Origin of the sequence: Pseudoxanthomonas sp. 3HH-4 (assembly GCF_006716465.1) — a bacterium.
GTDB lineage: Bacteria > Pseudomonadota > Gammaproteobacteria > Xanthomonadales > Xanthomonadaceae > Pseudoxanthomonas_A.
The window spans coordinates 319,597-343,766 of sequence record NZ_VFPB01000004.1; the positions used below are offsets into that span (position 1 = coordinate 319,597).

The 24,170-nt window shown below is 65.6% G+C and carries 24 protein-coding genes; 9 read left to right on the forward strand and 15 right to left on the reverse strand.

Annotated elements, in window-relative coordinates; translation table 11 throughout:
* Nucleotides 1-3 precede the first annotated feature (3 nt).
* Nucleotides 4-1,371 (reverse strand): adenylosuccinate lyase, encoded by a 1,368-nt coding sequence (gene purB / locus FB548_RS13675; RefSeq protein WP_142125327.1) that lies wholly within the window; start codon nucleotides 1,369-1,371, stop codon nucleotides 4-6.
* 139 nt (nucleotides 1,372-1,510) lie between these two features.
* Here purB and FB548_RS13680 point away from each other — a divergent pair, with 139 nt between their 5' ends.
* A complete protein-coding gene (locus FB548_RS13680) occupies nucleotides 1,511-2,947 on the forward strand; it encodes a class II fumarate hydratase (protein WP_142125328.1) in 1,437 nt (478 codons plus the stop codon).
* 15 nt (nucleotides 2,948-2,962) lie between these two features.
* Here FB548_RS13680 and FB548_RS13685 read toward each other — a convergent pair whose 3' ends face one another.
* The 9 genes from FB548_RS13685 to FB548_RS13725 all read right to left on the reverse strand — a co-directional run bounded on the left by FB548_RS13685 (nucleotide 2,963) and on the right by FB548_RS13725 (nucleotide 9,057).
* Nucleotides 2,963-3,388: a hypothetical protein gene (locus FB548_RS13685; RefSeq protein ID WP_142125329.1), complete on the reverse strand. Its 426-nt coding sequence runs from the start codon at nucleotides 3,386-3,388 to the stop codon at nucleotides 2,963-2,965.
* Nucleotides 3,389-3,453: 65 nt separating this feature from the next.
* Entirely contained in the window at nucleotides 3,454-4,128 is a 675-nt protein-coding gene (locus FB548_RS13690) for a DUF2884 family protein (protein WP_142125330.1), read from the reverse strand.
* Nucleotides 4,129-4,143: 15 nt separating this feature from the next.
* Nucleotides 4,144-4,980, reverse strand: a complete 837-nt coding sequence (locus tag FB548_RS13695) for a hypothetical protein (protein WP_142125331.1) — start codon at nucleotides 4,978-4,980, stop codon at nucleotides 4,144-4,146.
* Between the two features lie 80 nt (nucleotides 4,981-5,060).
* The gene (locus FB548_RS13700; protein WP_142125332.1) at nucleotides 5,061-5,738 is read right to left on the reverse strand and encodes a hypothetical protein; all 678 of its coding nucleotides are present in this window, start codon (nucleotides 5,736-5,738) and stop codon (nucleotides 5,061-5,063) included.
* Nucleotides 5,739-5,829: 91 nt separating this feature from the next.
* On the reverse strand, nucleotides 5,830-6,498 hold the full coding sequence (locus FB548_RS13705) for a hypothetical protein (RefSeq protein ID WP_142125333.1): 669 nt from the start codon (nucleotides 6,496-6,498) through the stop codon (nucleotides 5,830-5,832).
* A 62-nt stretch (nucleotides 6,499-6,560) separates the two neighbouring features.
* On the reverse strand, nucleotides 6,561-7,559 hold the full coding sequence (locus tag FB548_RS13710) for an ABC transporter permease (protein WP_142125334.1): 999 nt from the start codon (nucleotides 7,557-7,559) through the stop codon (nucleotides 6,561-6,563).
* Entirely contained in the window at nucleotides 7,556-8,431 is an 876-nt protein-coding gene (locus tag FB548_RS13715; protein WP_142125335.1) for an ABC transporter ATP-binding protein, read from the reverse strand. Before FB548_RS13715 ends, FB548_RS13710 begins: the two co-directional genes overlap by 4 nt.
* On the reverse strand, nucleotides 8,431-8,793 hold the full coding sequence (locus FB548_RS13720) for a GntR family transcriptional regulator (RefSeq protein WP_142125336.1): 363 nt from the start codon (nucleotides 8,791-8,793) through the stop codon (nucleotides 8,431-8,433). Before FB548_RS13720 ends, FB548_RS13715 begins: the two co-directional genes overlap by 1 nt.
* Before the next feature lie 3 nt (nucleotides 8,794-8,796).
* Entirely contained in the window at nucleotides 8,797-9,057 is a 261-nt protein-coding gene (locus FB548_RS13725) for a hypothetical protein (protein WP_142125337.1), read from the reverse strand.
* 156 nt (nucleotides 9,058-9,213) lie between these two features.
* On the opposite strand from FB548_RS13725, the gene FB548_RS13730 reads away from it, so the two are divergent.
* The 6 genes from FB548_RS13730 (at nucleotide 9,214) to FB548_RS13755 (ending at nucleotide 13,792) form a co-directional block, all read left to right on the forward strand.
* The gene (locus tag FB548_RS13730) at nucleotides 9,214-9,756 is read left to right on the forward strand and encodes a glutathione peroxidase (RefSeq protein WP_255470572.1); all 543 of its coding nucleotides are present in this window, start codon (nucleotides 9,214-9,216) and stop codon (nucleotides 9,754-9,756) included.
* Nucleotides 9,757-9,838: 82 nt separating this feature from the next.
* Complete coding sequence (locus FB548_RS13735) at nucleotides 9,839-10,774, forward strand: FKBP-type peptidyl-prolyl cis-trans isomerase (protein WP_142125339.1); 936 nt, start codon at nucleotides 9,839-9,841, stop codon at nucleotides 10,772-10,774.
* A gap of 43 nt (nucleotides 10,775-10,817) precedes the next feature.
* A complete protein-coding gene (locus FB548_RS13740) occupies nucleotides 10,818-12,170 on the forward strand; it encodes a UDP-glucose/GDP-mannose dehydrogenase family protein (RefSeq protein ID WP_142125340.1) in 1,353 nt (450 codons plus the stop codon).
* Nucleotides 12,160-12,396 (forward strand): SlyX family protein, encoded by a 237-nt coding sequence (locus FB548_RS13745; protein WP_142125341.1) that lies wholly within the window; start codon nucleotides 12,160-12,162, stop codon nucleotides 12,394-12,396. The genes FB548_RS13740 and FB548_RS13745 overlap by 11 nt, the downstream gene beginning before the upstream one ends.
* Nucleotides 12,397-12,431: 35 nt before the next feature.
* Nucleotides 12,432-13,061 carry a DUF2058 family protein gene (locus FB548_RS13750; protein ID WP_142125342.1) on the forward strand — a complete coding sequence of 210 codons (630 nt, stop codon included), beginning with the start codon at nucleotides 12,432-12,434 and terminating at the stop codon, nucleotides 13,059-13,061.
* Nucleotides 13,058-13,792 carry an alpha/beta hydrolase gene (locus FB548_RS13755; protein ID WP_221625963.1) on the forward strand — a complete coding sequence of 245 codons (735 nt, stop codon included), beginning with the start codon at nucleotides 13,058-13,060 and terminating at the stop codon, nucleotides 13,790-13,792. The genes FB548_RS13750 and FB548_RS13755 overlap by 4 nt, the downstream gene beginning before the upstream one ends.
* 15 nt (nucleotides 13,793-13,807) lie before the next feature.
* Here FB548_RS13755 and FB548_RS13760 read toward each other — a convergent pair whose 3' ends face one another.
* The 4 genes from FB548_RS13760 to FB548_RS13775 all read right to left on the reverse strand — a co-directional run bounded on the left by FB548_RS13760 (nucleotide 13,808) and on the right by FB548_RS13775 (nucleotide 19,870).
* The gene (locus tag FB548_RS13760; protein WP_142125344.1) at nucleotides 13,808-15,004 is read right to left on the reverse strand and encodes an MFS transporter; all 1,197 of its coding nucleotides are present in this window, start codon (nucleotides 15,002-15,004) and stop codon (nucleotides 13,808-13,810) included.
* Nucleotides 15,005-15,174: 170 nt separating this feature from the next.
* Nucleotides 15,175-17,862, reverse strand: coding sequence for a methionine synthase (gene metH, locus FB548_RS13765; RefSeq protein WP_142125345.1), 2,688 nt, complete (start codon nucleotides 17,860-17,862; stop codon nucleotides 15,175-15,177).
* A complete protein-coding gene (locus FB548_RS13770; RefSeq protein WP_142125346.1) occupies nucleotides 17,859-18,944 on the reverse strand; it encodes a homocysteine S-methyltransferase family protein in 1,086 nt (361 codons plus the stop codon). The genes metH and FB548_RS13770 overlap by 4 nt, the downstream gene beginning before the upstream one ends.
* Nucleotides 18,941-19,870 (reverse strand): metalloregulator ArsR/SmtB family transcription factor, encoded by a 930-nt coding sequence (locus FB548_RS13775; RefSeq protein WP_142125347.1) that lies wholly within the window; start codon nucleotides 19,868-19,870, stop codon nucleotides 18,941-18,943. The genes FB548_RS13770 and FB548_RS13775 overlap by 4 nt, the downstream gene beginning before the upstream one ends.
* A 128-nt stretch (nucleotides 19,871-19,998) precedes the next feature.
* Between FB548_RS13775 and FB548_RS13780 the strand changes: the two genes are divergently transcribed.
* Both FB548_RS13780 and FB548_RS13785 read left to right on the forward strand, forming a co-directional pair.
* Nucleotides 19,999-21,147, forward strand: coding sequence for an acyl-CoA dehydrogenase family protein (locus FB548_RS13780; protein ID WP_142125348.1), 1,149 nt, complete (start codon nucleotides 19,999-20,001; stop codon nucleotides 21,145-21,147).
* Between the two features lie 174 nt (nucleotides 21,148-21,321).
* Nucleotides 21,322-23,199 (forward strand): DUF885 domain-containing protein, encoded by a 1,878-nt coding sequence (locus FB548_RS13785; protein WP_142125349.1) that lies wholly within the window; start codon nucleotides 21,322-21,324, stop codon nucleotides 23,197-23,199.
* Nucleotides 23,200-23,259: 60 nt separating this feature from the next.
* Here the strand turns inward: FB548_RS13785 and FB548_RS13790 are convergent, their stop codons facing one another.
* Entirely contained in the window at nucleotides 23,260-24,162 is a 903-nt protein-coding gene (locus FB548_RS13790) for an SDR family oxidoreductase (protein WP_142125350.1), read from the reverse strand.
* Nucleotides 24,163-24,170 lie beyond the last annotated feature (8 nt).

Consider the following 24,170-nt stretch of genomic DNA (forward strand, 5'->3'; position numbering starts at 1 on the left):
AGGTCAGATATTCCGGGCAAGCCGTTCGGCGAGGCCGGTGTAGCTGCCCGGCGTCATGTCGCGCAGGCGCTGCTTGTCCTCGGCCGGAAGATCCAGCGATTCGACGAAAGCGCGCATCGACTCGGCGGTGATGCCCTGGCCCCGCGTCAGCGCCTTGAGCTGCTCGTAGGGGTTCGGCAGGCCGTGGCGACGCATCACTGTCTGCACAGCTTCGGCCAACACTTCCCAGGCGGCATCGAGGTCGGCGTCCAGGCGCTGTGGATTCACTTCCAGCTTGCCCAGGCCCTTGGCCAGCGAATCCAGCGCCACCTGCGTGTGGCCGAACGCCGTGCCCAATGCACGCAACACGGTGGAGTCGGTCAGGTCGCGCTGCCAGCGGCTGATCGGCAACTTGGCACTGAAATGCTCGAACAGTGCGTTGGCGATGCCGAAGTTGCCCTCGGCGTTCTCGAAATCGATCGGGTTGACCTTGTGCGGCATCGTCGACGAACCGACTTCGCCTTCCTTCAGGCGCTGCTTGAAGTAGCCCAGCGAGATGTAGCCCCAGATGTCGCGCGCCAGGTCGATCAGGATGGTGTTGGCGCGGCGCGCGGCATCGCCGATTTCGGCGACGTTGTCGTGCGGTTCGATCTGGGTGGTGTACGGGTTGAACACCAGGCCGAGGCCTTCGACGAAACGTTGCGCGAACGCCGGCCAGTCGACGTCGGGGTAGCTGGCCACGTGGGCGTTGTAGTTGCCCACCGCACCGTTGATCTTGCCGGTCAGTTCGACGGCTGCAAGCTGGGCGCGCTGGCGCTCGATGCGCGCGACGACATTGGCGATCTCCTTGCCCAGTGTGGTCGGGGACGCCGTCTGGCCGTGCGTGCGCGAGAGCATCGGTTGTGCGGCCTGCGCATGGGCCAGCGCGCGCAGGGTGGCGGTGACGCCGTCCAGCGTCGGCAGCAGCACCTCGCGGCGCGCTTGCTCCAGCATCAGCCCGTAGGACAGATTGTTGATGTCTTCGCTGGTGCAGGCGAAGTGGACGAATTCCAGCGCCGGCGCCAGTTCGGCATCGTCCTTCAGCTGCTCCTTGATGAAGTACTCCACCGCCTTGACGTCGTGGTTGGTGGTGCGCTCGATTTCCTTCACGCGTGCGGCGTTGGCAACGCTGAAGCCGTCGGCCAGCGCGCGCAACTTCGCCGTCGCCGCCGCGGAAAAGGCGGGCAGCTCCACGATGCCCGGTTCGGCGCCCAGCGCCAGCAGCCACTCGACTTCCACCTTCACGCGGGCACGGATCAGGCCGTACTCGGAGAAGATCGGACGCAGTGCATCGACCTTGCCGGCGTAGCGGCCATCAAGGGGGGAGAGGGCGAGCAGGGACGAATCCGACATGGGCGCGGGGAGGGGCTGAAAGGGAGCGTTCCATTTTACCCCGGGAAAGCGGCGATCCGGCCTGGCGTATCCTGTGGCCCCCGCCAGCCGCCGGCTTCCTTGCCGTCGTGCAAGCCGTGAATCCCTTCAGGAGACGGTGATGACCAGCAAGAAGACCGCGGACAAGGCCCGCACCGCACGTACCCGCATCGAGCACGACAGCATGGGCGAGCTGCAGGTACCCATTGACGCTCTGTGGGGTGCGCAGACCCAGCGTGCCGTGCAGAACTTCCCGATTTCCGGGCGGCCGATGCCGCGCGGGTTCATCCGCGCGCTCGGGCTGGTGAAGGGCGCGGCAGCCGACGTCAATGCCGGTCTGGGCCTGCTGCCCAAGGGCATCGCCAAGGCCGTGCAGGCCGCCGCCGCGGAAGTAGCGTCAGGCGAGCATGACGCGCACTTCCCGATCGATGTCTACCAGACCGGATCGGGCACCTCGTCGAACATGAACGCCAACGAGGTGATCGCCACGCTGGCGACGCGTGCGGGCAAGGCGGCGGTGCACCCGAACGACCACGTCAACCTGGGGCAGAGCTCCAACGACGTCATCCCGACCGCCTTGCGCGTCGCGGCGCAACTGGCGGTGATGGAGGACCTGCTGCCGGCCGTCAGGCATCTGCGCAAGACCATCGACGCGCGTGGCAAGGCGCTGGCGAAAGTGGTCAAGACCGGTCGCACGCACCTGATGGATGCGATGCCGTTGACCTTCGGCCAGGAGTTCTCCGCATGGTCGGCGCAACTGTCCTCGGCACAGGCGCGCATCGAGGACACGCTCAAGCGTGTGCGCCGCCTCCCGCTGGGCGGTACGGCGATCGGGACCGGCATCAATGCCGATCCGCGCTTCGGTATGCGCGTCGCAAAGGTGTTGTCCACGATGACCGGCACGCGCTTCGAGAGCGCGGAGAACAAGTTCGAGGGGCTTGCGGCGCAGGATGATGCGGTCGAGTTGTCCGGCCAGCTCAGCGTGCTGGCCGTCGCGCTGACCAAGATCGCCAACGACCTGCGCTGGATGAACTCCGGGCCGTTGGCGGGCCTGGGCGAAGTGGAGCTGCCGGCACTGCAACCGGGCAGTTCCATCATGCCGGGCAAGGTGAATCCGGTGATCCCGGAGGCCACGGTGATGGTGTGCGCGCAGGTGATGGGCTACCACACCGCCGTGACGGTGGCCGGCCAGACCGGCAACTTCCAGTTGAACGTCACACTGCCGCTGATCGCGAACAACCTGCTGGACGGCATCCAACTGCTGTCGAACGTGACGCGGCTGCTGGCGGATGACTGCATCGCCGGCCTCAAGGTGCGTGGCGACCGAGTGCAGGAAGCGCTGGACCGCAATCCGATCCTGGTGACGGCATTGAACCCGGTGATCGGTTACGAAAAGGGCGCCGCCATCGCCAAGCAGGCCTACAAGCAGAACCGGCCTGTGCTGGACGTGGCGCGTGAAGTGACCGGCCTGCCGGAAAAGACCCTCAAGCCGCTGTTGGACCCGGCCGTCCTGGCCAGGGGCGGCATCCACGGCAAACCGGGGGGCGGCGGCGGTTGAGGGTGTCGCCGCGGATCAGTCGCGCGGCGGCCATTCGCCGGGGATCTTCATCCCCGACAGCATGGCCAGAGCGCCTTCGCACATCTGCTGCTTCTGCTCGGGCGTGCCGGTGTCCAGCCGCCCCAGTCGTTGGGCCAGCGTGCGCTCCCGGTATCCGGCCAGCGTGTCGCCGGGTTCGAATTCGGCCAGTGTCAGCAGGCGCCCGCGCTCGATCTGGTCCTGGTGTGTGTTGACGTAGCGGAAATACGCCGGCGCCGCACGCTGCAGGTAGGTGGCATCGGTGGTGGCGCATTTCTCGATCAGTACCGGCATCGCGAACGTCGCGACGTAGGCGATGTGGTCCTGGAACGCGCGTTCCCGCCCTGGATCAGCGACATCCGCCGCATGCGCGCTGGAGATACCCAGGGCGACAGCCAGGGCGATAGGCAATAGCGTCTTCATGTCGTTTCCCGCAGGGTTGGTGCGCACTAGGGCGCTGGCGCGCCGCCCGGGCGGCGCGGGAGGCGTCAACGGGAGGGGGATTCCGCCGGCTCAGCGGCTGCGGCCGCATCGGCTTCCGCCGCCGCGTTCACGTTCGAGCCGTCCTTCGCATCACCGTGGATGGTTTCGCCGATCGCGCGTCCGACGTCTTCACCTGCGGCATAGCTGCTGCTCTGGCTGCTGCGACAATCCTCGACGTCATCCAGGTCCATCGTCGCGTACGGCTGAAACGAGGGCAGTGCCGCGGCGAGATCCTGCTGCGCCTTGTACAGGCCGGGAAGGCGGTCGCAGATCTTCATCGCCTCTGCTTCCACCTTCTTCGCCTCGGCGTCGATCTGCTGCTCGATCTGGTCCGGATTGCCGCTGAAGATGCCTTTCACTGCTGCACCGACGGCCTTGCCCGCCAGCTTGGCGCCTTCTTTGCCCGTCGCGATGCCCGCATCGGCGATGCCGCCGAGTTCACGATGGTAGGCCACGAGCAGCGCGCGCTGGGCATCGGTCACCTCGACCGTCTTGCCGTCGATGATGAAGTCGCCCTTGGCCGAGATCTCCGCCTTCGGGTGACCGGTGGCGTTGAGCTTGAGGTTCTGGCCCCACAAGGCACCGGATACTTCGGCGCTGTCGCCTGGCTGCGGGCCCCGGGAGCACGCGGCCAGCAACAGAAGGGAGAGTGCCGACGCGATCGGAATGATGCGGTTCATGTCGTTCCTTGGAAGTCAGTGATGCTTGGGAATGTCGAGCGCGCCCTTGACGCCTTCGTGGTCAACGTCGCCACTGCCGACGGAGCGAACAGTCAGGCCACCGCTGACGTTGCGGACCTCCACGCCACCGGAGCCAACCGAGCCGACCACCACGTCACCGGTGATGTCGCGCAGATCCGCGCCGCCGGAGCCGATCGAGCCGATCTCGACGTCACCGCCGCCCGACAGGCTGAAGCCGCCCGACCCGATGCTGCCGACGTGGGTCGGGCCACGCACCTTGTCCGCCTCCACATCGCCCGAACCGATCGACACAACTTTCAGGCTGCCGGCACCCTGGATATCGATGTCGCCCGAGCCCACCGAGGTGGCGGCGAGTCCGCGGATATCGCGGCCCACGGCATGGCCGGACCCGACATCGGCGCTGAACACCGGCGCACCCCTGACCTCGGCTTCGCCCGAGCCGACCTTCACCTGCACGGGTAGGTGGTCGGGCAGGGTCGCCGTCAGGTTCATGTAGGCGTAGTTGCTGCCGAACGAAAGACCGCTGAAGCCGCCTTCCTGGTACATCCGCACGATCAGCTTGTCGCCGGCACGCCGCTGTTCGATCTTCAGGCGAGCGAGCCGGTCGGCGTGACTGCTGCAGGCCCTGCCATCCATCGCGGCAGGCGCACCGGCGCGCGACTCCACCGTCAGATCGTGCGGGCCGACCTCGAACACCACGGTCTTTGCGTCGCCGATGTCGAGCGTCAGCTGGCGTGGCGCTTCGTGCTTGCAGTACCTGTCCGACGCCAGCGCGGGTGCGGACAGGGAGAGCAGGGCGAGCAGCGGGGAAGCGATAAGAGCGGTACGCATCGGCGGGTCTCCGGAATCAGGTCAGTCATGCGGAAGCTGCCGGCGGCGAGGGGCGGCGCGCCCGGCGAACTCGATGGGGGTTACCGCTTGGCAAACTCGCGGCGGACTTCCTCCTCGCAGTCCTCGACATCGTCCGCTTCCAGCGTGGCGTAGGGACGGAATGGCGGCAGGCTGGCGGACAGGCGCTCCTGGCTGTCCCGCAACGCCGGCAGGCTGTGGCAGATCTGCCGAACGCCCGGCTCGATGGTTTCCCTCACAGTCTTTTCCACGCGGCGCTCCAGGCTGCCGGTCATGGCGCCGAACACCAGGCTGAAGATGCCCCGGTCCACCACATCCAACGCCGCTTGCGCGCTGCGCTCGCCGATGTCGATGCCGACCTTGGCGATGTCGATCATCTGGCCGCGATAACTCAGCAGTTCCTGCCGCTGGCGGTCGTCGATGGCGACCGGCGTGCCTTCGATCAGGAAGTCACCAAGGGGAGTTATCTCCGCCTTCGGAAGTGATGTGTCCTTGTCGGCGGCGCGGTTGCCGGACGATGCTCCGAAGCGCATGTTGTCGCCCAGCTGCAGATTGCCGGTTTCCAACTCACGGCGGGCAACGGCCAGTTCTGCCCGCACTTCGTTGCGCGCGCTCGCCAGGTCGGCACTGATCTCGCGGTCGATGCTGCCTTCCTTCGTGTTCGCTGCCAGTGCGGCGAGCGGCAGCAGACTCGCCAGCAGCAGGGGCATCAGGGCGCGGCGGATGCGTGTGGAATGCATGTCGGTTCTCCTTTGTATGGGGGATACACGCGTCATTCGCGAAACCCTCAGGGATTGCGTGCCGCGCGAGATGCGGCCGACGGTGGAAAACTCAGAAGCTCCAGTTGCCGTCGCCGTTGGCATCGCCGCAGTCATCCACGTCGGACTGGTCCATGCCCGCGTAAGGCTTGAACTCGGGCAGTGCGGCAGCCAGTGCCTGCTGCGCGTTGAGCAGTCCCGGCAGGCGTGTGCACAGCTGCGCCACCATGGGCTTGATCTTCGCCTTGGCCTGTTCACCGACCTGCTGGCCGATCTCGTCGCCTGACTGGCCGGCCAGTACGCCCTTCAAGGCCGAGGCCGCGGCATCGATGCCCACGCGGGCACCTTCCATGCCGATGGCCATGCCGTCGCCGACCACGCCCAGCAACTCGCCGCGATAGGCAAGCACCAGCGCCTTCTGTTCCGGCGTGGTCGCGACCGCCTTGCCTTCGATCAACAGGTCGCCGGTCGGGGTTATCTCGGCCTTGGGCAGGGATTCGTTTTCGTTGCGGTTGAGCGACAGATTCTCGCGAGCCAGGCGTTCGCGCGCGGTGGCTATTTCCTCGCGGGCCTTTTCCATTTCCTGGCTGGCCTCGCCCAGGCCCTTGGCCACTTCGCCCATCGCTTCGGCGGCGATGCCCGTGGGCGCGTTGTCCTGCTTGTCCTGTGGCGGTTGGCAGCCCGCCAGCAACAGGGCGGCGGCGATGGAGGCGCTGCGGACCAGTAGAGCGTTCTTGCGCATGGAGATGTCCCTTGTCATGTCGGATCAAAGCGGGCGGCGTTGGGGCGCCGCCCCGGGGAGGTTTATTCGCTTTCGCGCCAGCGACGCAGGTAGATCGCACCGACGATCAGGGCGACACCGATCACCGCACCGATCCAAAGATCGGCCGTGGCGAAGGCCTGCCAGCTGCGGGTCAGGTCGATGGCATTGGCCAGTTCGTCCGGCGAGTTGAAGTCGGCATGCGGGTTGGCGGCTCCCCCCGGCAGGGTGGGGAACCAAGCGCCCGGGATGACGCTCGCCAACCCGCGGTAGACCACGGTGTACCAGATCAGATCGTGGCGGACCTCCAGGCCCGGCAGGATGTCGGTCATGCTGATGATGACGCACGCCAGCACCGGCACCAGCACCGCCCAGAGGAACGGCTTGCTGCGCGACCAGGCCGAGCAGAACATCAGCCAGCCCACCGCCGGCAATGCCCAGAACACGTAGACGGGCAGGGAGGCAAGCACGCCGCCGATGATGCGCAGCGGATGCGAATGGGTGAACACTGCACCGCCCGCGGGCAGGCCGTTGATGGAAATGGTCAGCGCCGAGATCAGCCACATGGCCAAGCCGATCAGAATGCCGACCCCCACCGCCAGCAACGGTGCCAGCACCAGGGCCCACGCCAGCTTTGACAGCACCATGTGCGTATCGGAGATCGGCAAGGACTTCCAGAACAGCACGCTGCGGTCGCGGCGGTCGTCGTACAGCGTGCCCAAGGCGTAGAAGAAGACCACGAAGGCCAGGACCACGCAGGCCAGGATCACGCCGCCCAACAGCATGCCGTCGCCGATGCCACCGACTATCTGGTGGGCTTTTTCCGGCGCCTCCTCGACGCTGAAGCCACCGCCGTTCATCTGGCCACGTGCGGCGATGCTGCCAATGACGGCCAGGATCAGGTTGAGCACCACGAAGATGCCGCCGGTGATGACAGGCGCCCAGAAGAAGCCGCCACGGTTTTCCCAGAACTCGCGCTTCAGCAACCACGTGAACGCGCCCGGCTTGGAGGATTTGCCCAACGTCGAAGTCACGGCGTTCATGCGTAGGTTCCTTTCATGATGGCGACGAACAGGTCGGCCAGGCCAGGGGTACGGATTTCGCCGAGGGCGGCGAGATGTCCTTTCGGCACGCCGTCGAACAACAGTACGGTCTTGCCGAAGGGCAGGGCGCGTTCGTCGATGGGTTTCAGGGCGCGGGCCTGGTCGACCGCCTCGCCACTGACCAGCACCTCGGTGTAGCGCTCGGCCATGTCCTCCATCTGCGAGGTCAGCACGATCTTGCCGTCGCGGATGAACATGACGTCGGTGAGGATGTGCTCGATCTCCTCCACCTGGTGGGTGGTGACGATGATGGTCTTCTGTTCGTCGAAGTAATCCTCCAGCAGGCGCTGGTAGAACTGCTTGCGGTACAGGATGTCCAGGCCCAGCGTGGGCTCGTCTAGCACCAGCAGCTTCGCGTCGATGGCCATCACCAGCGCCAGGTGCAGTTGCACGATCATGCCCTTGGACATTTCGCGCACGCGCAGGTTGGGCTTCAACTGGGTATTGGCGAGGAAACGCTCGCATTTGGCGCGATCGAAGCGCGGATGCACGCCGCCTACGAAGTCGATGGCCTCCTTGACCTTCATCCAGCGCGGCAGCACCGCCACGTCGGCGATGAAGCAGACATCCTTCATCAGCTCGTCGCGGTCCTTGCGCGGATCCATGCCCAGCACCTTCAGCTGGCCCTCGAACGGCGTCAGGCCCAGGATGGCCTTGAGCGCGGTGGTCTTGCCGGCCCCGTTGGGACCGATCAGACCGATGATCTTGCCCGCTTCGATCTCGAAGCTCGTGTTGTCCAGCGCAAGCTTGTTCCTGTAGGCCTTGCGCAGGCCGTGGGCCGACACCACGGCGTTGGCGATTGCGGCATTCATCACTTCTTCCCCTTGGATTGCAGCAGATCTTCGATGGACAGGCCCAGGCGCTCGATGCGCTCGGCGACGGCGGGCCATTCCTCGGTCAGGAACCGCTCGCGCTCGGTGCCGCGCAGCTTCTTGGCCGCCTCGTCGGTGACGAACATGCCTAGGCCGCGGCGCTTCTCTACCAGGGCTTCATCCGCCAGCTCCTGGTAGGCACGCGAAACGGTGATCGGGTTGAGCTGGTACTCCGCCGCCACCTGGCGGACGGAGGGCAGCGCGTCACCCGGCTTCAGGATGCCGTCCAGCATCATCGCGATCACGCGATCCTTCAGCTGGCGGTAGATGGGAGCGCCGTCGCTCCATTGGATGGATGTCATGGCTCAGCTCCTCGGACGCAGCGATTGGCCAAAGGAGAAATAGGGCATGGCCAGCGATGCTCGCGCGCGGCGCTTGTGCTGCCGGGCTTCGGGCTTGCCGTCGTCGCCTGCGATCTCGAGGGCTTCGGATTCCAGCGCGCCCACCAGCGCGACGGACTCCACCTCGGCCGTGCGTGCGCCGGTGACGGCCGCCAGCGCGCCCACTGCCAGCAGCAGGCCACCGACAGCGAGGCTGGGCAGGGCGTGGGTCAATTTCTGGTTCATGGCATCCCCCCGTGAGTTGGGTGAGTGGTGTTGTATTCAACTATAACACCAAAACACAGGCCGTCAACGGGGTGAGCGGGTTTTGTCACCCAACTGAAGGCATACTTGTCATGTTCGTAATAGTGGGGTGAGGTCATGAAGTTCAAGTCATTGAAAATGCTGTCATTTCTTGCGCTTGTGAGCGTCTCCGCGACCGTGCTGGCAGCCGGTTTGCTGGACGTCGCCTACCGTCCACTGGCCGGCAAGGCCCCCGTCAACCTGAAGGAAAAGTATGCGGGTCAGGTGCTGCTGGTGGTGAACACTGCCAGCAAATGCGGCTACACGCCGCAGTACGAGGGGCTGGAGTCGCTGCACCAGCGCTACGCCGGACAGGGCTTCGCGGTGCTCGGCTTTCCTTCCAATGACTTCAGGGGCCAGGAGCCGGGCAGCGAAAAGGAAATCCAGGAGTTCTGCACGCTGACCTATGGCGTCAAGTTTCCGATGTTCGAGAAAGTGACGGTGACGGGCGAACAAGCGACGCCGCTTTATCGCTCACTGGCGCAGGCGACGGGTACCGCGCCTGGCTGGAACTTCCACAAGTACCTGATCAGCCGCGACGGTCGCGTGGTGGCGAACTTCCCCAGCAAGGTCTCGCCTGAAGACCCCGCCGTGGTGGAAGCGATCGAGCGCGAATTGAAGGCCCCGCGCGCCGCGCGTTGATGCAGTGCCTTCGCGGGTGGCTGGCATGCCACAATATGGGTTTGGCGCCGCCATCGTGGCGCAGGTTCCAGGAGCAGAAAGGATGAAGCGGTCGGTCCGCGGCGCAGCCGTGTTGTTGGCAATCTCGTTTTCGATGCTGGGAGGCAGCGTGTCTGCACAGGAAAAAACCGCGCTGGTCACCGAGCGCGACAAGGTGAGCTACGCGATTGGTGTGGATGTGGGTAATTCGCTGCAGCCGGTGGGGCCATTCCTCGATGTGGCTGCGTTCGAGCGCGCGATCATCAACACGTTCGCCGGCAAGCCCGCGCTGATCTCCGAGCAGGAAGCGCAGGCCACCGATCAGTTGCTGCGGGTGAACCTGGCGGTGGCCGATGGCCAGCCGGTCCCCGGCATGCCACCGGGCAGCACGCCGCCGGCGGTCGACAAGACCAAGGTCGGCCTGTTCCTGGGCACCTATGTGGTGGGCCCCTCGCTGATGCCGTTCAAGGATGAGCTGGACACGGCCGTGCTCGCCCAGGCTGTGCGCACGCTGACCAGCAAGAGCGGCACGCCCCTGCTGAGCGTGGAGCAGGCGCAGGCCGAGATGCAGGCCTATATCGCCAAGCGCCAGGCCGGTGCTTCGCAGCGCAATCGCGACGAGGGTGCCAAGTTCCTCTCCACCAACAAGACCAAGCCCGGCGTGGTCACCACCCCGTCGGGGCTGCAGTACATGGTGCTGCGCCAGGGCAACGGACAGCGGCCGATGTCCACCAGCCGTGTACGGGTGAACTATGAAGGCAAGCTGCTCAACGGCGAGGTCTTCGACAGTTCGTATGCGCGCGGTGAGCCGGCCGAGTTCGGCCTGAACCAGGTCATCGCGGGCTGGACCGAAGGCGTGGCCTTGATGCCCGTGGGTGCCAAGTATCGCTTCTGGATTCCGTCCAACCTGGCCTACGGTCCCAATGGTGCACCCGGCGGCAAGATCGGCCCGGATGCGACGCTGACCTTCGACGTCGAATTGATGGGCGTGCTGCAATAAGTCGCTGGTGTAATCGCGGCTCCCCCGGCCAGGAAGTGCTTTCATGCGCGTTGCGATCTTCGGTACCGGTTACGTCGGGCTGGTGACAGGCACCTGCCTGGCCGAGGTCGGGCATGACGTGGTCTGCATGGACATCGACCCCGCGAAGGTCGATGGCCTCAATCACGGCATCGTCCCCATCTACGAGCCCGGCCTGTCGCCGATGGTGAAGGCCAACCATGCCGCCGGGCGCCTGCGGTTCACCACCGTTGCGGAAGAGGCCATCGCGCACGGCGACGTGGTGTTCATCGCCGTGGGTACCCCTCCCGATGAGGACGGCAGCGCCGACCTGCAGTACGTCCTGGCGGTGGCCCACACCATCGGCCGCAACCTCCAGCAGCCTTGCATCGTGGTCAACAAGTCCACGGTGCCGGTCGGCACCGCCGACAAGGTGAGGGCGGCCATCGACGCCGAACTCGCGGCGCGCGGCGTGGAGATCGCGTTCGATGTCGTCTCCAATCCCGAGTTCCTCAAGGAAGGCGATGCGGTCAACGACTGCATGCGCCCTGACCGCATCGTCATCGGCGCGTCGGATCCGCAGGCCGTGGAGAAACTGCGCCGTCTCTACGCACCCTTCAATCGTAACCATGAGCGCATCGTCGTCATGGACGTGCGCTCTGCCGAGCTGACCAAGTACGCCGCCAACGCGATGCTGGCCACCAAGATCAGCTTCATGAACGAGATCGCGAACATCGCCGAACGCGTCGGTGCCGACGTGGAGCATGTGCGGCAGGGCATCGGTTCCGATCCGCGCATCGGCTGGCATTTCATCTATCCCGGTGCAGGCTACGGCGGCTCCTGCTTCCCCAAGGACGTACAGGCGCTGGCACGCACCGCGCAACAGCATGGTTACCAGGCCGAACTGCTGCAGGCGGTGGAAGCGGTGAACCACCGCCAGAAGGCGCATCTGTTCGAACTGATCCAGCGCCACTATGACCGTGGCGAAGACGAGGGCATCCGTGGCAGGACATTCGCGGTGTGGGGGCTGTCATTCAAGCCCAATACCGACGACATGCGCGAAGCCAGCAGTCGCAGGCTGCTCGCGGAGTTGTGGGACGCCGGTGCGAAGGTCCGCGCCTATGACCCGGAGGCCGGCGAGGAAGCCGCCAGGATCTTCGGTGAACGTGACGACCTGGTGCTTTGCGATGATGCGCGCGCCGCCGTCGACGGTGCGGATGCGCTGGTGGTGGTGACCGAGTGGAAGCAGTTCCGCAGCCCGGATTTCGCGCGCCTGCGCGATACGCTCGGTGACGCGGTGATTTTCGACGGCCGCAACCTGTACGAGCCGGGCGAGGTGGAAGCCATGGGTATCGCTTACTACGGCATCGGGCGCGGAAGGTCCGTACATGCAGACTGATCTGCCGTTGCAGGGCGACACGCTTGAACGCCGCCTGGTGGAGATGGAAACCCGCCTGGCGTTCCAGGAGCATTCGCTCAACGAACTGAGCGAGGCACTGGCGGACGCGCGCGCGGAGAACCAGCGCACCGCGCTGCTGCTGCGGCACATGGTGGAGGAGCTGGGAAAGGTGCGCACCTCGCTGTTCGAGGATCCTGCCAACGAACCGCCACCGCCGCATTATTGATACGCTTGGGACACAACAGTCCCCACGAAAGACCGATGACCGATTCACTCCGCGACCAGTTGCTGGGCCTGGGCTTCAAGCCCGCACCGAAGCCCGAGCGCAAACCCGAGCGCCGGCCTGACCAGCGACGCGATGCGCAGAAGCCGACCGGCAAGGGTACCGCGCACCCGAAGCCGGGCCACGGCGGCAAGCCGCGCCCGCCGCAGAGTGGAGGCAAGCCCAGGCCCAAGCGCAGCCAGGAAGACATCGACCTCGCCAAGGCCTACGCCATCCGGGCCCAGCGCGAGAAGGACGAGCGCATCGAAGCGGAGCGTGTGAAGCAGGAGGAAGCGCGCTTGCGCCGCGAAGCGAGGGCGAAACTCGACGCGTTCCTGCAGGACAAGGGCCTCAACGACGCGGAAGCCGACATCGCGCGCCACTTCCCGTATGGCGGCAAGATCAAGCGCATCTACGTCAACGCAACGCAACTGAAGGCGCTCAACGCGGGCGAACTCGGCGTGGTGCAGCAGAACGGCCGCTACCTGCTGGTCACTGCCGCCGTGCTCGCAGAAGCCGAAGCGATCTTCGCGCCCGCCGTCGCGCTGAAAGTCGATCCGGACGCCCCGGCCGATCAGGATCCCTATGCCGACCCGCAATACCAGGTGCCCGACGACCTGGTGTGGTGACGCGCACTGATCGTCGTCCCCGTCTCTGCCTGCTGCCCGGGCTGGATGGCACCGGTCGGCTCTACACGCCTTTGCTCGATGCATTCCGGGGCGATCACGACGCCGAGGTGCTCGCCTATGACAGCGGGTACTTCAGCGGGTATGCGGCGCTGGTCGAAGCGCTCGAGCCGGCATTGCGGCGGAACACGGATATGGTGCTGATTGCCGAGTCCTTCGCCGGTCCCCTGGCCGTGATGCTCGCCCATCGCAACCCGTGCCATGTCAGGGCCGTGGTGCTGGCGGCGAGTTTCGTCCGCGCACCGCTCCCTTTCAGCCTCGCTTGTGCTGCGGTACTGGATCGATTGTCGGCCATATCGTTGCCTGTGTTCGCACTGGAACGCGTGCTGGCAGGTGGCATGCTGCCGGCGCCATTGCGAAGGGAGTTGGATGCCGTCCTTGAGGCGATCCCGATCGAGGTGTTGCGCCAACGGGCACTGGCGGCGCTGCGCGTGGACGTCCGTCGTCAACTCGCTGCACTGGACCTTCCGCTGCTCCATCTTCAGGCCCGCCGGGACAGGCTGGTAGCAGCAAGGGCAGGTGACGAGATCGTTCGTCTGGCACGCAATGCGCAGCAGGTCGTCATCGATGCACCGCACTTCCTGCTCCAGTTGGCACCGGTGGCGGCGGCAGACGAGATCGGGCGATTCCTGAAGAGAGTATGCATCCTGGAGGGTGCACGCCACGGCTCTTAGGCCGAGGTGAATCGATCAGTCGTCGCCCAACTGCGCCGTAGACGTTCCGGGCCGGATCAGCCAGTTCCAGACGATGAAAGCGGCGATCAGCGCGATCACCGACGAAGCAAGGAATGCGGTCTCGCCCCCGAAGCGCCACAGCTGGCCTGCCAGCAACGCGCCCGCTACGCCGCCCACGCCGGACGACAGACCATAGAACACGCCCTGGCCATGTCCATTCATGCGGCCCGGGAAGAAGCGCACCAGCAACTGCATGGCGGCCGCGAAGAAGGCGCCGAAGTTGAGCGCATGCGTCAGCTGCGCCAGCACCATCACCGGCGTGTTGTCGGGGAACAGGGCGGTGGCCAGCCAGCGCACCGACGCACTGAACAGCGCGACCATGAGCACGCGGCTGGCATCCCAGCGCCGGAAGATGCGGCTGGCCAGGAAGAACACGCCGATCTCGGCCAGCACGCCCACCGTCCACAGCACGCCTTGTGTCGCGGTCGCGTAGCCGTGTTCGGAGAGGTAGATCGAGAAGAACGTGTAGAACGGGCCGAACGAGATCTGGGTAAGGAACGCCGCCACGAAGAACGCGATCACCTGTGGCCTGCGCAATCGCGCGCGGAAGCCGTCCTGCTGATCGACCGGGTGGTGTTCCGGCTCGCGTGCGTAGCGGTTCGACAAAGCGGATGCGAAGACCCCCGTCAGCACCGGCAGCATCAGCCATGGCAATGCACCCACGCCCAGCCGGCGCACGTCGATCAGCCAGCCGAACAGCGATACCACCAGGATGAAGCCGATCGAGCCCCAGACGCGGATCAGGCCATAGCGGTCGCTGCGCGTACCGAGATGCGACATCGTGATCGATTCGAACTGCGGCATCACGGCGTTGTAGGCGAAACAGAAGCCGAGCATCACCGCGAACAGGCCTGCGTGTTCCAGCGGCAGCAGGAACAGCGCAAAGCAGCCCAATGCCAGCGCGCAGCCCAGGTGCAGCCAGCGGATCGGATTCGGCGAGCGCGCAGCCAGCGTGGTCCACAGGCTGGGCGAGACGATACGTGTGGCGTACCACAGGCTCATCAGCACACTGATGGCGGCCACGCTGAGGCCGCGCGATTCCAGGTACAGGCTCCAGTACGGTGTAAAGGCGCCCAGTACCGCGTAGTACGAAAAGTAGAAACTCGACAGGCGGGCCGCGGGATACGCGGTCGTCGGGATGGCATCCCTCATGTCGCTGCTCCATGCGCAGCGACGGGTGACGTCCGGCCTTCGGCAGGGGGCGAGGGTGGCATGAGGGACGCAGGCACGGGCGGGATACGCATTCTAGCGGAGCGCGCATTGCGCTCCGCTCTCCCGGGCATGTCGACAGGGGGTGGGCTCGCCGCTGCGCGCGATGGCGCTTATTCCGGGTCGTAGTCCAGGTTGGACGCCAGCCATCTTTCCACCTGCGCCAGCTCCACGCCCTTGCGTTTCGCGTAGTCGGCCGCCTGCTCCTTCGACACCCGGCCTACGACGAAGTACTGGCTCTGCGGGTGGCTGAAGTAGTAGCCAGACACCGCCGCCGTCGGCAGCATCGCGAAACTCTCCGTCAGCGACATGCCGGCATTGCCGGGTGCGTCCAGCAGGCGGAACAGGGTGGCTTTCTCGCTATGTTCCGGGCAGGCGGGATAGCCCGGCGCCGGACGGATGCCGCGGTACTGTTCGGCGATCAAGGCCTCGTTGCCCAGTGCTTCGTCGGACGCGAATCCCCAGAACTCCTTGCGCACGCGCTGGTGCAGCCGCTCGGCGAGGGCTTCGGCAAGCCGGTCGGCGAGGGCTTTCAGTAGGATGGCGTTGTAGTCGTCGTGGTCGGCCTCGAAGCGGGCGACATGTTCATCGATGCCGATGCCGGCGGTGACGGCAAAGGCGCCGATCCAGTCCTGCCTGCCGGAATCCTTCGGTGCGATGAAGTCCGCCAGGCAGAAGTCCGGACGCTCGGCAGGCTTGTCCACTTGCTGGCGCAGGAAGCACAGGCGTTCGGTGCGCCCTTCGTGCTGGAGTTCGACGTCATCGCCGACGCTGTTGGCCGGCCACAGGCCGAATACCGCTTTCGCCGTCAACCATTTCTCGGCAACGATGCGCCCCAGCATTGTCCGCGCGTCCTGGTACAGCTCACTGGCCTGCGAGCCCACCACGTCGTCGGTCAGGATGGCGGGATACTTGCCCGCCAGCTCCCATGCCTGGAAGAAAGGCGTCCAATCGATGAGCTCGACCAGTTCCGCCAGCGGGTAGTCGTGGAAGACATGCACGCCAGGCTGGTTGGGCGCAGGCGGAGAATAGTCGTCCCAACCACCGTTGAACTTCTGGCCTCGCGCCTTTTCCAGCGAGACCAGCCGTTTCGCATCGCCACGGTTGCGGTGGCGTTCGCGGATTTCCGCGTAGTCGGCATCGTTGGCGGCGACGAACGCCGCGCGCATGTCGCGGGAGATCAGCGATTGCGCCACACCCACGGCACGCGAGGCATCCTTCACCCACACGGTGGGCGCATCGTAGTGCGGATCGATCTTCAGCGCGGTGTGCGCGCGGGAGGTGGTCGCGCCCCCGATCAGCAGGGGCATGGAGAAGCCTTGCCGCTGCATCTCGCGCGCCACGTGGGTCATTTCCTCCAGCGACGGCGTGATCAGGCCGGACAGGCCGATCAGGTCGGCATTCTCGGCCTTCGCGGTGTCGAGGATCTTCTGCGTGGGCACCATCACGCCCAGGTCCACCACGTCGAAGTTGTTGCAGGCCAGCACCACGCCGACGATATTCTTGCCGATGTCGTGCACGTCGCCCTTGACGGTAGCCATGACGATCTTGCCGTTCGATTTGCCCACGTCGCCGGTGCGCAGCTTTTCGGCTTCGATGTAGGGCAGCAGGTAGGCCACCGCCTTCTTCATCACGCGGGCGGACTTCACCACCTGCGGCAGGAACATCTTGCCGGCGCCGAACAGGTCGCCAACCACGTTCATGCCGTCCATCAGCGGGCCTTCGATCACGTCCAGCGGCCGTGTCGCCTGCGCACGGGCCTCCTCGGTGTCCTGGTCGACGAAGGCGTCGATGCCGTGCACCAGCGCGTGCGCCAGGCGCTCGCGCACCGGTTTCTCGCGCCAGGCCAGATTCTCCACCGGCGCTTCGCCTTTCCTGCCCTTGTAACGTTCGGCGATCTCCAGCAACCGTTCGGTCGAATCCTTGCGGCGGTTGAGGATCACGTCCTCCACCCGCTCGCGCAGTTCGGCATCGAGGTCGTCGTACACGGGCAGGCCGCCCGCATTGACGATACCCATGTCCATGCCGGCCTGGATGGCGTGGTACAGGAACACCGAGTGGATCGCGGCACGCACGGGCTCGTTGCCGCGGAACGAGAACGAGACGTTCGACACGCCGCCCGAGACATGGCAATGCGGCAGCGTCTGCTTGATGATCCGGGTGGCTTCGATGAAGTCGACGGCGTAGTTGTCGTGTTCCTCGATGCCGGTGGCGACCGCGAAGATGTTGGGGTCGAAGATGATGTCTTCGGGCGGGAAGCCGATTTCCTCGGTCAGGATCCGGTAGGCACGGGTGCAGATTTCCACCTTGCGCGCACAGGTGTCGGCCTGGCCGGTTTCGTCGAAGGCCATCACCACCGCGGCCGCGCCGTAGCGCAGCACCTTGCGGGCATGCTCGACAAAGGCTTCCTCGCCTTCCTTCAGCGAGATCGAATTGACCACGCTCTTGCCCTGGAGGCACTTCAAGCCCGCTTCGATGACGCTCCACTTGGATGAATCGACCATCACCGGAATGCGGGCGATGTCGGGCTCGGACATGATCAGGTTGAGGAAGCGCGCCATCGCCTTCTCGGAATCGATCAGGCCTTCATCCATGTTGACGTCGAGGATCTGGGCACCGCTGGCGACCTGCTGGCGGGCGACCTCGACCGCTTCCTCGTAGCGCTCTTCCTTGATCAGCTTGCGGAACTGGGCGCTGCCGGTGACGTTGGTGCGCTCGCCCACGTTGACGAACAGCAGGTCCGGGGTGATGACCAGCGGTTCAAGGCCGGACAGGCGGGTGTGGCGGACGCGGGTACTCACGCGGCGGCCTCCAGCAGGGCAGGCAGGCGACGGGGCGCAACGCCCGCGACGGCGTCGGCGATGGCCCGGATGTGTGCCGGCGTGGTGCCACAGCAGCCGCCGACGAGATTGAGCAGGCCGGACTGTGCGAACTCCTTCAACGTGGCCGCCATTTCCTCCGGTGTCTCGTCGTACTCGCCGAACGCATTCGGCAAACCGGCGTTGGGGTGCGCGCTGACATACGCGTCGGCGACGGTCGACAGGGTTTCGACGTGTTCGCGCAGGTCTTTCGCGCCCAGTGCGCAGTTGAGCCCGACAGAGAGCGGACGGCCATGCGCGACGGAGGCGTAGAAAGCTTCCGCAGTCTGTCCGGACAGCGTACGGCCCGAGGCGTCGGTAATGGTGCCCGAGATCATCACCGGCAGGCGCCCGCCACGTGTGTCGAACACTTCCTCGATGGCGTACAGGGCGGCTTTCGCATTGAGGGTGTCGAAGATGGTTTCCACCATCAGGGTATCGGCGCCGCCATCGATCAGGCCTTCGATGGCTTCGCGATAGGTCCCGCGCAGCTCGTCGAAGCTGGTGTTGCGGTAGCCGGGATCGTTCACGTCCGGGCTTATCGAAGCGGTGCGGCTGGTCGGTCCCAGCACGCCGATGACGAAGCGGGGTTTGTCCGGCGTGGTTGCCTCGATAGCGTCGCAGCACTGGCGCGCGACGTGCGCCCCCGCCTTGTTCAACTCGTAGACCAGGTGCTCGAGGTGGTAATCGGCCTGGCTGATCGAGGTGGCGTTGAAGGTGTTGGTTTCGATCAGGTCGGCGCCTGCCTCGAGGTAGGCCGTGTGCACGCCGGCGATTACCTCGGGTTTGCTCAGCAACAGCAGGTCGTTGTTGCCCTTGAGGTCGTGGCCGCAGCCGGCGCCATGTTCATGCGCGTGCTGCGTGTCGCAGCCCTCGGCGAAACGCTCGCCGCGGTAGTCCGCTTCCTGCAGGCCGTGGCGCTGGATCATGGTGCCCATGGCGCCGTCGATGATGAGGATGCGTTCTTGCAGCGCCTTCGACAGCAAGCCGGCGCGGGTGGGGTTCAACCAGGGAAGGGTCTTCATGACTTCACAGCGGTCAGCGACAGGACTTCAAAATGGGGCGGGCGACGCTCGCGGGTGACGGTTTCGGCGTTGGCGATGTCCAGCCCCGCCTTCTCGGCGAACCTGCGCAGTTCTTTTTCGGTGAAGCCCAGATTGACGTGGCCATAGGCCTCTACGACCGACTTGTGTTCGTGCTTGCCCAGGCTGCTGAGCAGCAGGCGGCCGCCGCGGCGCAGGACGCGGGCCGCTTCGGCGACGGCTTGGGCTGGCTTGGCGGAATAGGTGAGTGCATGCATCAGCACGACCAGGTCGAAACTGCCGTCCTTGAACGGCAGTGCATGCATGTCGCCCTCGCGCACTTCCACGTTCGGGAAGCGGCGCAGGCGTTCTCCGGCGGCCGCCACCACGCGCGTGCTGGTGTCGATGCAGACATACCGCTTGGCATGCGGCGAGAGCAGCTCGGCCAGCACGCCGTCGCCCGAGGCGATGTCGAGCACGTCGCCGGTTTCCAGCAGCGGTAGTGCGGTGCGGGCAAGCGCCTCCCAGGTACGGCCGGGGGAGTAATGGCGCTCCATGTCGCCGGCCACGCTGTCGGCCCAGTTCTGGTCGGAGGCGCGGTTGGCGAGCACGCTGGCCACGCGCTCGGCATCCTGGCGCAGCAGCGGATCGTCGCTGCCGTCGCGCAGACTGCGCCACAGTTCGCGCTGTACCGTGTCCAGGTTGTCTTCGTCGAAACGGTAGTAGGCCGACACGCCCGCGCGACGGTCGCGGACCAGCCCGGCTTCCTTCAGCTTTGCCAGATGGGTGGAGACACGCGGCTGGGCCAACTGGGTGATAGCCGACAACTCGGCGACGGTCAGCTCCTCGCGCGACAGCAGCGCCAGCAGGCGCACACGGGTGGCGTCGGCAAACACTTTCAGCCGGGTCGACCAGGCTTCCAGATCCATAAATATCTTCCTATCGCGATATAGAGATATTCTGCCCCCGCGGCGCCGCCAAGGTCAACCAGCGGCATACGCCCGCGGATGGTCGCGGGTTACAATTGGTATTCAAGTACGTATGCCGAGGGGTACCCGTGGATTTCGCATTCACCGAAGAGCAGTTGATGATCCAGGACGTCGCGCGCCGGATCGCCCAGGAAAAGATCGCGCCCAGCGCGGAGCACCACGACAGGACCGGCGAGTTCCCGCTGGACAACATCCGCCTGCTGGGCGAGAACGGCCTGATGGGCATCGAGGTGCCGGCCGAATACGGTGGTGCGGGCATGGACCCGATCGCCTACGTGCTCGCGATGATCGAGATCGCCGCCGGCGATGCAGCCCATTCGACCATCATGTCGGTCAACAATTCGCTGTTCTGCAACGGCATCCTGAAGTTCGGTACCGAGGAACAGAAGCAGACCTGCGTGCGCGCCATCGCCGAAGGCCGCGAGATCGGGGCGTTCGCGCTGACCGAGCCGCAGTCTGGCTCCGATGCCACCGCGATGCGTTGCCGCGCGGTGAAGCAGGCCGATGGCAGCTTCGTCATCAACGGCAAGAAGAGCTGGATCACCTCCGGCCCCGTGGCCAAGTACATCGTACTGTTCGCGATGAGCGAACCCGACAAGGGCGCGCGTGGCATCACCGCCTTCCTGATCGATACCGCCAAGGCCGGTTTCCATCGCGGCAAGACCGAGCCCAAGCTCGGCATCCGTGCCTCGGCCACCTGCGAGATCGAGTTCACCGACTACGTCGCCACGGCGGACGACGTGCTGGGCAAGGAAGGCGAGGGCTTCAAGATCGCCATGGGCGTGCTGGATGCCGGCCGTATCGGCATTGCGTCCCAGGCCATCGGCATCGCCCGCGCTGCCTACGAGGCCACCATCGCCTACGTGAAGGAGCGCAAAGCGTTCGGCGCGCCGATCGGCACGTTCCAGATGACCCAGGCCAAGATCGCCGACATGAAGTGCAAGCTGGATGCGGCCACGCTGCTGACGCTGCGCGCGGCGTGGGTGAAGGGCCAGGACCAGCGTTTCAGCAACGAGGCGGCGATCGCCAAGCTGACCGCGTCCGAGGCCGCCATGTGGGTCACCCACCAGGCCCTGCAGATCCATGGTGGCATGGGCTATTCCAAGGAAATGCCGATCGAGCGTTACTTCCGCGATGCCAAGATCACCGAGATCTACGAAGGCACCAGCGAGATCCAGCGCCTGGTCATCGCACGCAACGAGACCGGCCTGCGCTGAATCCAGCGCCTCCGGAGAACGAGCGCCGCCCCAAGGGCGGCGTTTTTTTGTCCGCAGGTCCGTGAGCGGGGCCACATCGCGACCCCCATCTTTTGTCATGGGACTGTGCGGGACGGGTTGGGTAAAGTGTCCGAATGCGGGGGTCTGTCCTCCGTATCCTTCCTGGAGACCCCGATGCGCAAAACCCTGATCGCCTGTGCCCTCGCACTTGCCCTGACCGCCTGCGACCGCGCCGCTACGCCGGATACCGGCGCTGCAGGCACCCCTGCCGTCGCCGCGTCCGCCGCCGACATCGCCGCCGAGAGCCAGCGGCTGAATGCATGGTTCGAAACCAAGTACGAGGAACAGTTGAAGTTCAGTCCTATCCAGCTGACCTTCCAGGGTCGCAAGGACCTGTACGACCAGGTGGACGACATGTCCGAACAGTCGCAGCGCGATCAGGTGGCCTGGGCCAAGGCCAGCGTCGAGGAGATGGAGAAGACCTTCGACTACGCCAAGCTCGACGACGAAACCAAGTTCTCTTACGACCTATGGAAGCTGCAGTACGAGAACGCACGTGATGGCCTGCAGTTCCTGCAGGACGGCTATGCCTTCGACCAGATGAACGGTGCGCAGGGTTTCTGGCCGACGTTCCTGATCAGCTTCCACAAGGTGGATGAAGAGGCGGACTACACAGCCTACATCGCCCGCCTGAAGGCGACGCAGCGCGCCTTCGGACAGTTGCTTGATCGCGCGCGCGCCTCCGCCGGGCAGGACATCCGTCCGCCGAAGTTCGCCTACGAAGGCGTGATCGACCAGGCTAAGAAAGTCATCACCGGTGCGCCGTTCTCGGCCGGCAAGGACTCCGCGATCTGGGCCGACGCGCAGGCCAAGGCCGATGCGCTGGTCAAGGCCGGCAAGATCGATGCCGCTCGCGCAACGGCGCTGAAGGATGAAGCGCGCAAGGCGCTGATGGAGCAGTTCAAGCCAGCGTACGAGGGCGTGATCGCGTGGAGCGAGGAAGAACTGCCGAAGGCCGCCGTCAACGCCACCGGTGTCGGCAGCACGCACAAGAACGGCAAGGCGTATTACGAGTATCAGCTGCGGCAGATGACCACCACTGGCATGACGGCCGAGGAGATCCATGCGCTGGGCCTGAAGGAAGTGGAGCGCATCAAGGGCGAGATGTCGGCGCTGAAGGACAAGGTGGGCTTCAAGGGGGACCTGGATGCCTTCTTCGCCTTCATCGACAGCGATGCGCAGTTCAAGTATCCCAACACCGATGCCGGCCGCCAGGCCTATATCGATGACGCCACGGCGGCCATCGACAACATCAAGAAGGTGCTCCCGGACTACTTCGGTCTGTTGCCGAAGGCCGACCTGGTGGTCAAGCGCGTGGAGCCGTTCCGTGAGCAGGACGGCGCGGCGCAGCACTACTACCCGGGCACGCCCGATGGTTCGCGCCCGGGCGTGTACTACGCGCATCTGTCCGACATGAACGCGATGCCCAAGCCGGAGCTCGAGGTCATCGCGTACCACGAGGGCCTGCCGGGTCACCACATGCAGATCGCCATCGCGCAGGAGCTGACCGGCGTGCCGAAGTTCCGCACGCAGTACGGCGTCACCGCGTATGCGGAAGGCTGGGGTCTGTATTCGGAATGGCTGGCGAAGGAAATGCCGGGAACCTACAAGGACCCGTACTCCGAGTTCGGTCGCCTGAGTTCCGAGATGTGGCGCGCGATCCGCCTAGTGGTGGACACCGGCCTGCATGCCAAGGGCTGGACCGAGCAGCAGGCGGTGGAGTACTTCGACGCCAACAGCGCGGTGCCGCGGGCGGCGATCGAGTCCGAGGTGAAGCGCTACCTGATCATGCCGGGGCAGGCCACGGCCTACAAGATCGGCATGATCAAGATCCAGGACCTGCGCAGGAAGGCGGAAACCGAACTCGGCGACAAGTTCGACATCAAGGGATTCCACGACACCGTGCTCGGTGGCGGCGCGCTTCCGCTGACGTTGCTGGAGCGTCGCGTTGATCAGTGGATCGCGAAGCAGAAGGCGGCCAAGCCGGCCTGATCGTCGATCTCCAGTGGTACCAAGAACCCCGGCGTCGCGCCGGGGTTCTTGTTTTCGGACTCAGTGCGCCTTGGTCAGCAGGTCGAGGTTTGCCGGCAGCCACGCATCCAGTGCGGTCGGCGAGCGGCCGGTGAGCTGGCGGTAGTCGTCCGTGACCTCGCCGAGATCGCCGGCAGCGGTCGCGGCGTCGAACGAGGCGAACACGTCGGCCAGCACCGGCGGAAAGCCGTGCGCTTTCAGGCCTTCGATCAACTTCTCTGGCGTGATGTCGACGACGGCAAGCGGCTTGCCGGTGAGTGCCGAGACGCGCGTGGCGACGTCGCGCGCCGACCACGCCTGTTCGCCGGTCAAGGTGAGGATCTGGTTCGACGTATCCTCGGATGACAGTGCTACCGCCGCGGCGTGGGCCAGATCTTCGCGCGCGATATAGGCGATGCGTCCTTCGCCCGCCGCCGTCGCCCACTCACCGGACGCCAAGGCGCCCGGCACGGAATAGGCGAGGTTCTCGAAGTACCAGGCGTTGCGGAGCACCGTCCAGCCCAGCGACGATGCGGACAGAGCCTCTTCGGTGCCCCAGTGGTCGGGCGCGAATGACACGTGCGATGTGGCGGCCGACGGCAGCGAGGTATAGACGACATGCCCGACGCCCACGTCTGCGGCAGTCTGCACGGCGGCGCGGTGCTGGGCGAGGCGCTTGCCCGGTTCCATCAAGGCATCGGTGCTGACGAGCAACAGCCGGTCGGCCCCGGCGAAGGCGGCCGCCAGCGTGGCCGGCTGGTCGAAATCGGCGGAACGCACGGTCACGCCGCGCGCCGCCAGGTCCGCCAGCGATTCCGGGGTGCGACTGGTGACGATGAGTCGGTCGGCAGGAATCTGCAGCGTATCCAGCAGATGGCGGACGACGGCGCTGCCGAGCTGTCCGGAAGCGCCGGTGACCAGCAGGGTGGGGGCGGGGGCATTCATGACAGGCT

Excerpts from the sequence above, each read along its gene's own strand:
- purB (WP_142125327.1), bottom strand. The coding sequence starts at position 1,371 with ATGTCGGATTCGTCCCTGCTCGCCCTCTCCCCCCTTGATGGCCGCTAC.
- FB548_RS13680 (WP_142125328.1), top strand. The coding sequence starts at position 1,511 with ATGACCAGCAAGAAGACCGCGGACAAGGCCCGCACCGCACGTACCCGC.
- FB548_RS13685 (WP_142125329.1), bottom strand. The coding sequence starts at position 3,388 with ATGAAGACGCTATTGCCTATCGCCCTGGCTGTCGCCCTGGGTATCTCC.
- FB548_RS13690 (WP_142125330.1), bottom strand. The coding sequence starts at position 4,128 with ATGAACCGCATCATTCCGATCGCGTCGGCACTCTCCCTTCTGTTGCTG.
- FB548_RS13695 (WP_142125331.1), bottom strand. The coding sequence starts at position 4,980 with ATGCGTACCGCTCTTATCGCTTCCCCGCTGCTCGCCCTGCTCTCCCTG.
- FB548_RS13700 (WP_142125332.1), bottom strand. The coding sequence starts at position 5,738 with ATGCATTCCACACGCATCCGCCGCGCCCTGATGCCCCTGCTGCTGGCG.
- FB548_RS13705 (WP_142125333.1), bottom strand. The coding sequence starts at position 6,498 with ATGCGCAAGAACGCTCTACTGGTCCGCAGCGCCTCCATCGCCGCCGCC.
- FB548_RS13710 (WP_142125334.1), bottom strand. The coding sequence starts at position 7,559 with ATGAACGCCGTGACTTCGACGTTGGGCAAATCCTCCAAGCCGGGCGCG.
- FB548_RS13715 (WP_142125335.1), bottom strand. The coding sequence starts at position 8,431 with ATGAATGCCGCAATCGCCAACGCCGTGGTGTCGGCCCACGGCCTGCGC.
- FB548_RS13720 (WP_142125336.1), bottom strand. The coding sequence starts at position 8,793 with ATGACATCCATCCAATGGAGCGACGGCGCTCCCATCTACCGCCAGCTG.
- FB548_RS13725 (WP_142125337.1), bottom strand. The coding sequence starts at position 9,057 with ATGAACCAGAAATTGACCCACGCCCTGCCCAGCCTCGCTGTCGGTGGC.
- FB548_RS13730 (WP_255470572.1), top strand. The coding sequence starts at position 9,214 with ATGCTGTCATTTCTTGCGCTTGTGAGCGTCTCCGCGACCGTGCTGGCA.
- FB548_RS13735 (WP_142125339.1), top strand. The coding sequence starts at position 9,839 with ATGAAGCGGTCGGTCCGCGGCGCAGCCGTGTTGTTGGCAATCTCGTTT.
- FB548_RS13740 (WP_142125340.1), top strand. The coding sequence starts at position 10,818 with ATGCGCGTTGCGATCTTCGGTACCGGTTACGTCGGGCTGGTGACAGGC.
- FB548_RS13745 (WP_142125341.1), top strand. The coding sequence starts at position 12,160 with ATGCAGACTGATCTGCCGTTGCAGGGCGACACGCTTGAACGCCGCCTG.
- FB548_RS13750 (WP_142125342.1), top strand. The coding sequence starts at position 12,432 with ATGACCGATTCACTCCGCGACCAGTTGCTGGGCCTGGGCTTCAAGCCC.
- FB548_RS13760 (WP_142125344.1), bottom strand. The coding sequence starts at position 15,004 with ATGAGGGATGCCATCCCGACGACCGCGTATCCCGCGGCCCGCCTGTCG.
- FB548_RS13770 (WP_142125346.1), bottom strand. The coding sequence starts at position 18,944 with ATGAAGACCCTTCCCTGGTTGAACCCCACCCGCGCCGGCTTGCTGTCG.
- FB548_RS13775 (WP_142125347.1), bottom strand. The coding sequence starts at position 19,870 with ATGGATCTGGAAGCCTGGTCGACCCGGCTGAAAGTGTTTGCCGACGCC.
- FB548_RS13785 (WP_142125349.1), top strand. The coding sequence starts at position 21,322 with ATGCGCAAAACCCTGATCGCCTGTGCCCTCGCACTTGCCCTGACCGCC.
- FB548_RS13790 (WP_142125350.1), bottom strand. The coding sequence starts at position 24,162 with ATGAATGCCCCCGCCCCCACCCTGCTGGTCACCGGCGCTTCCGGACAG.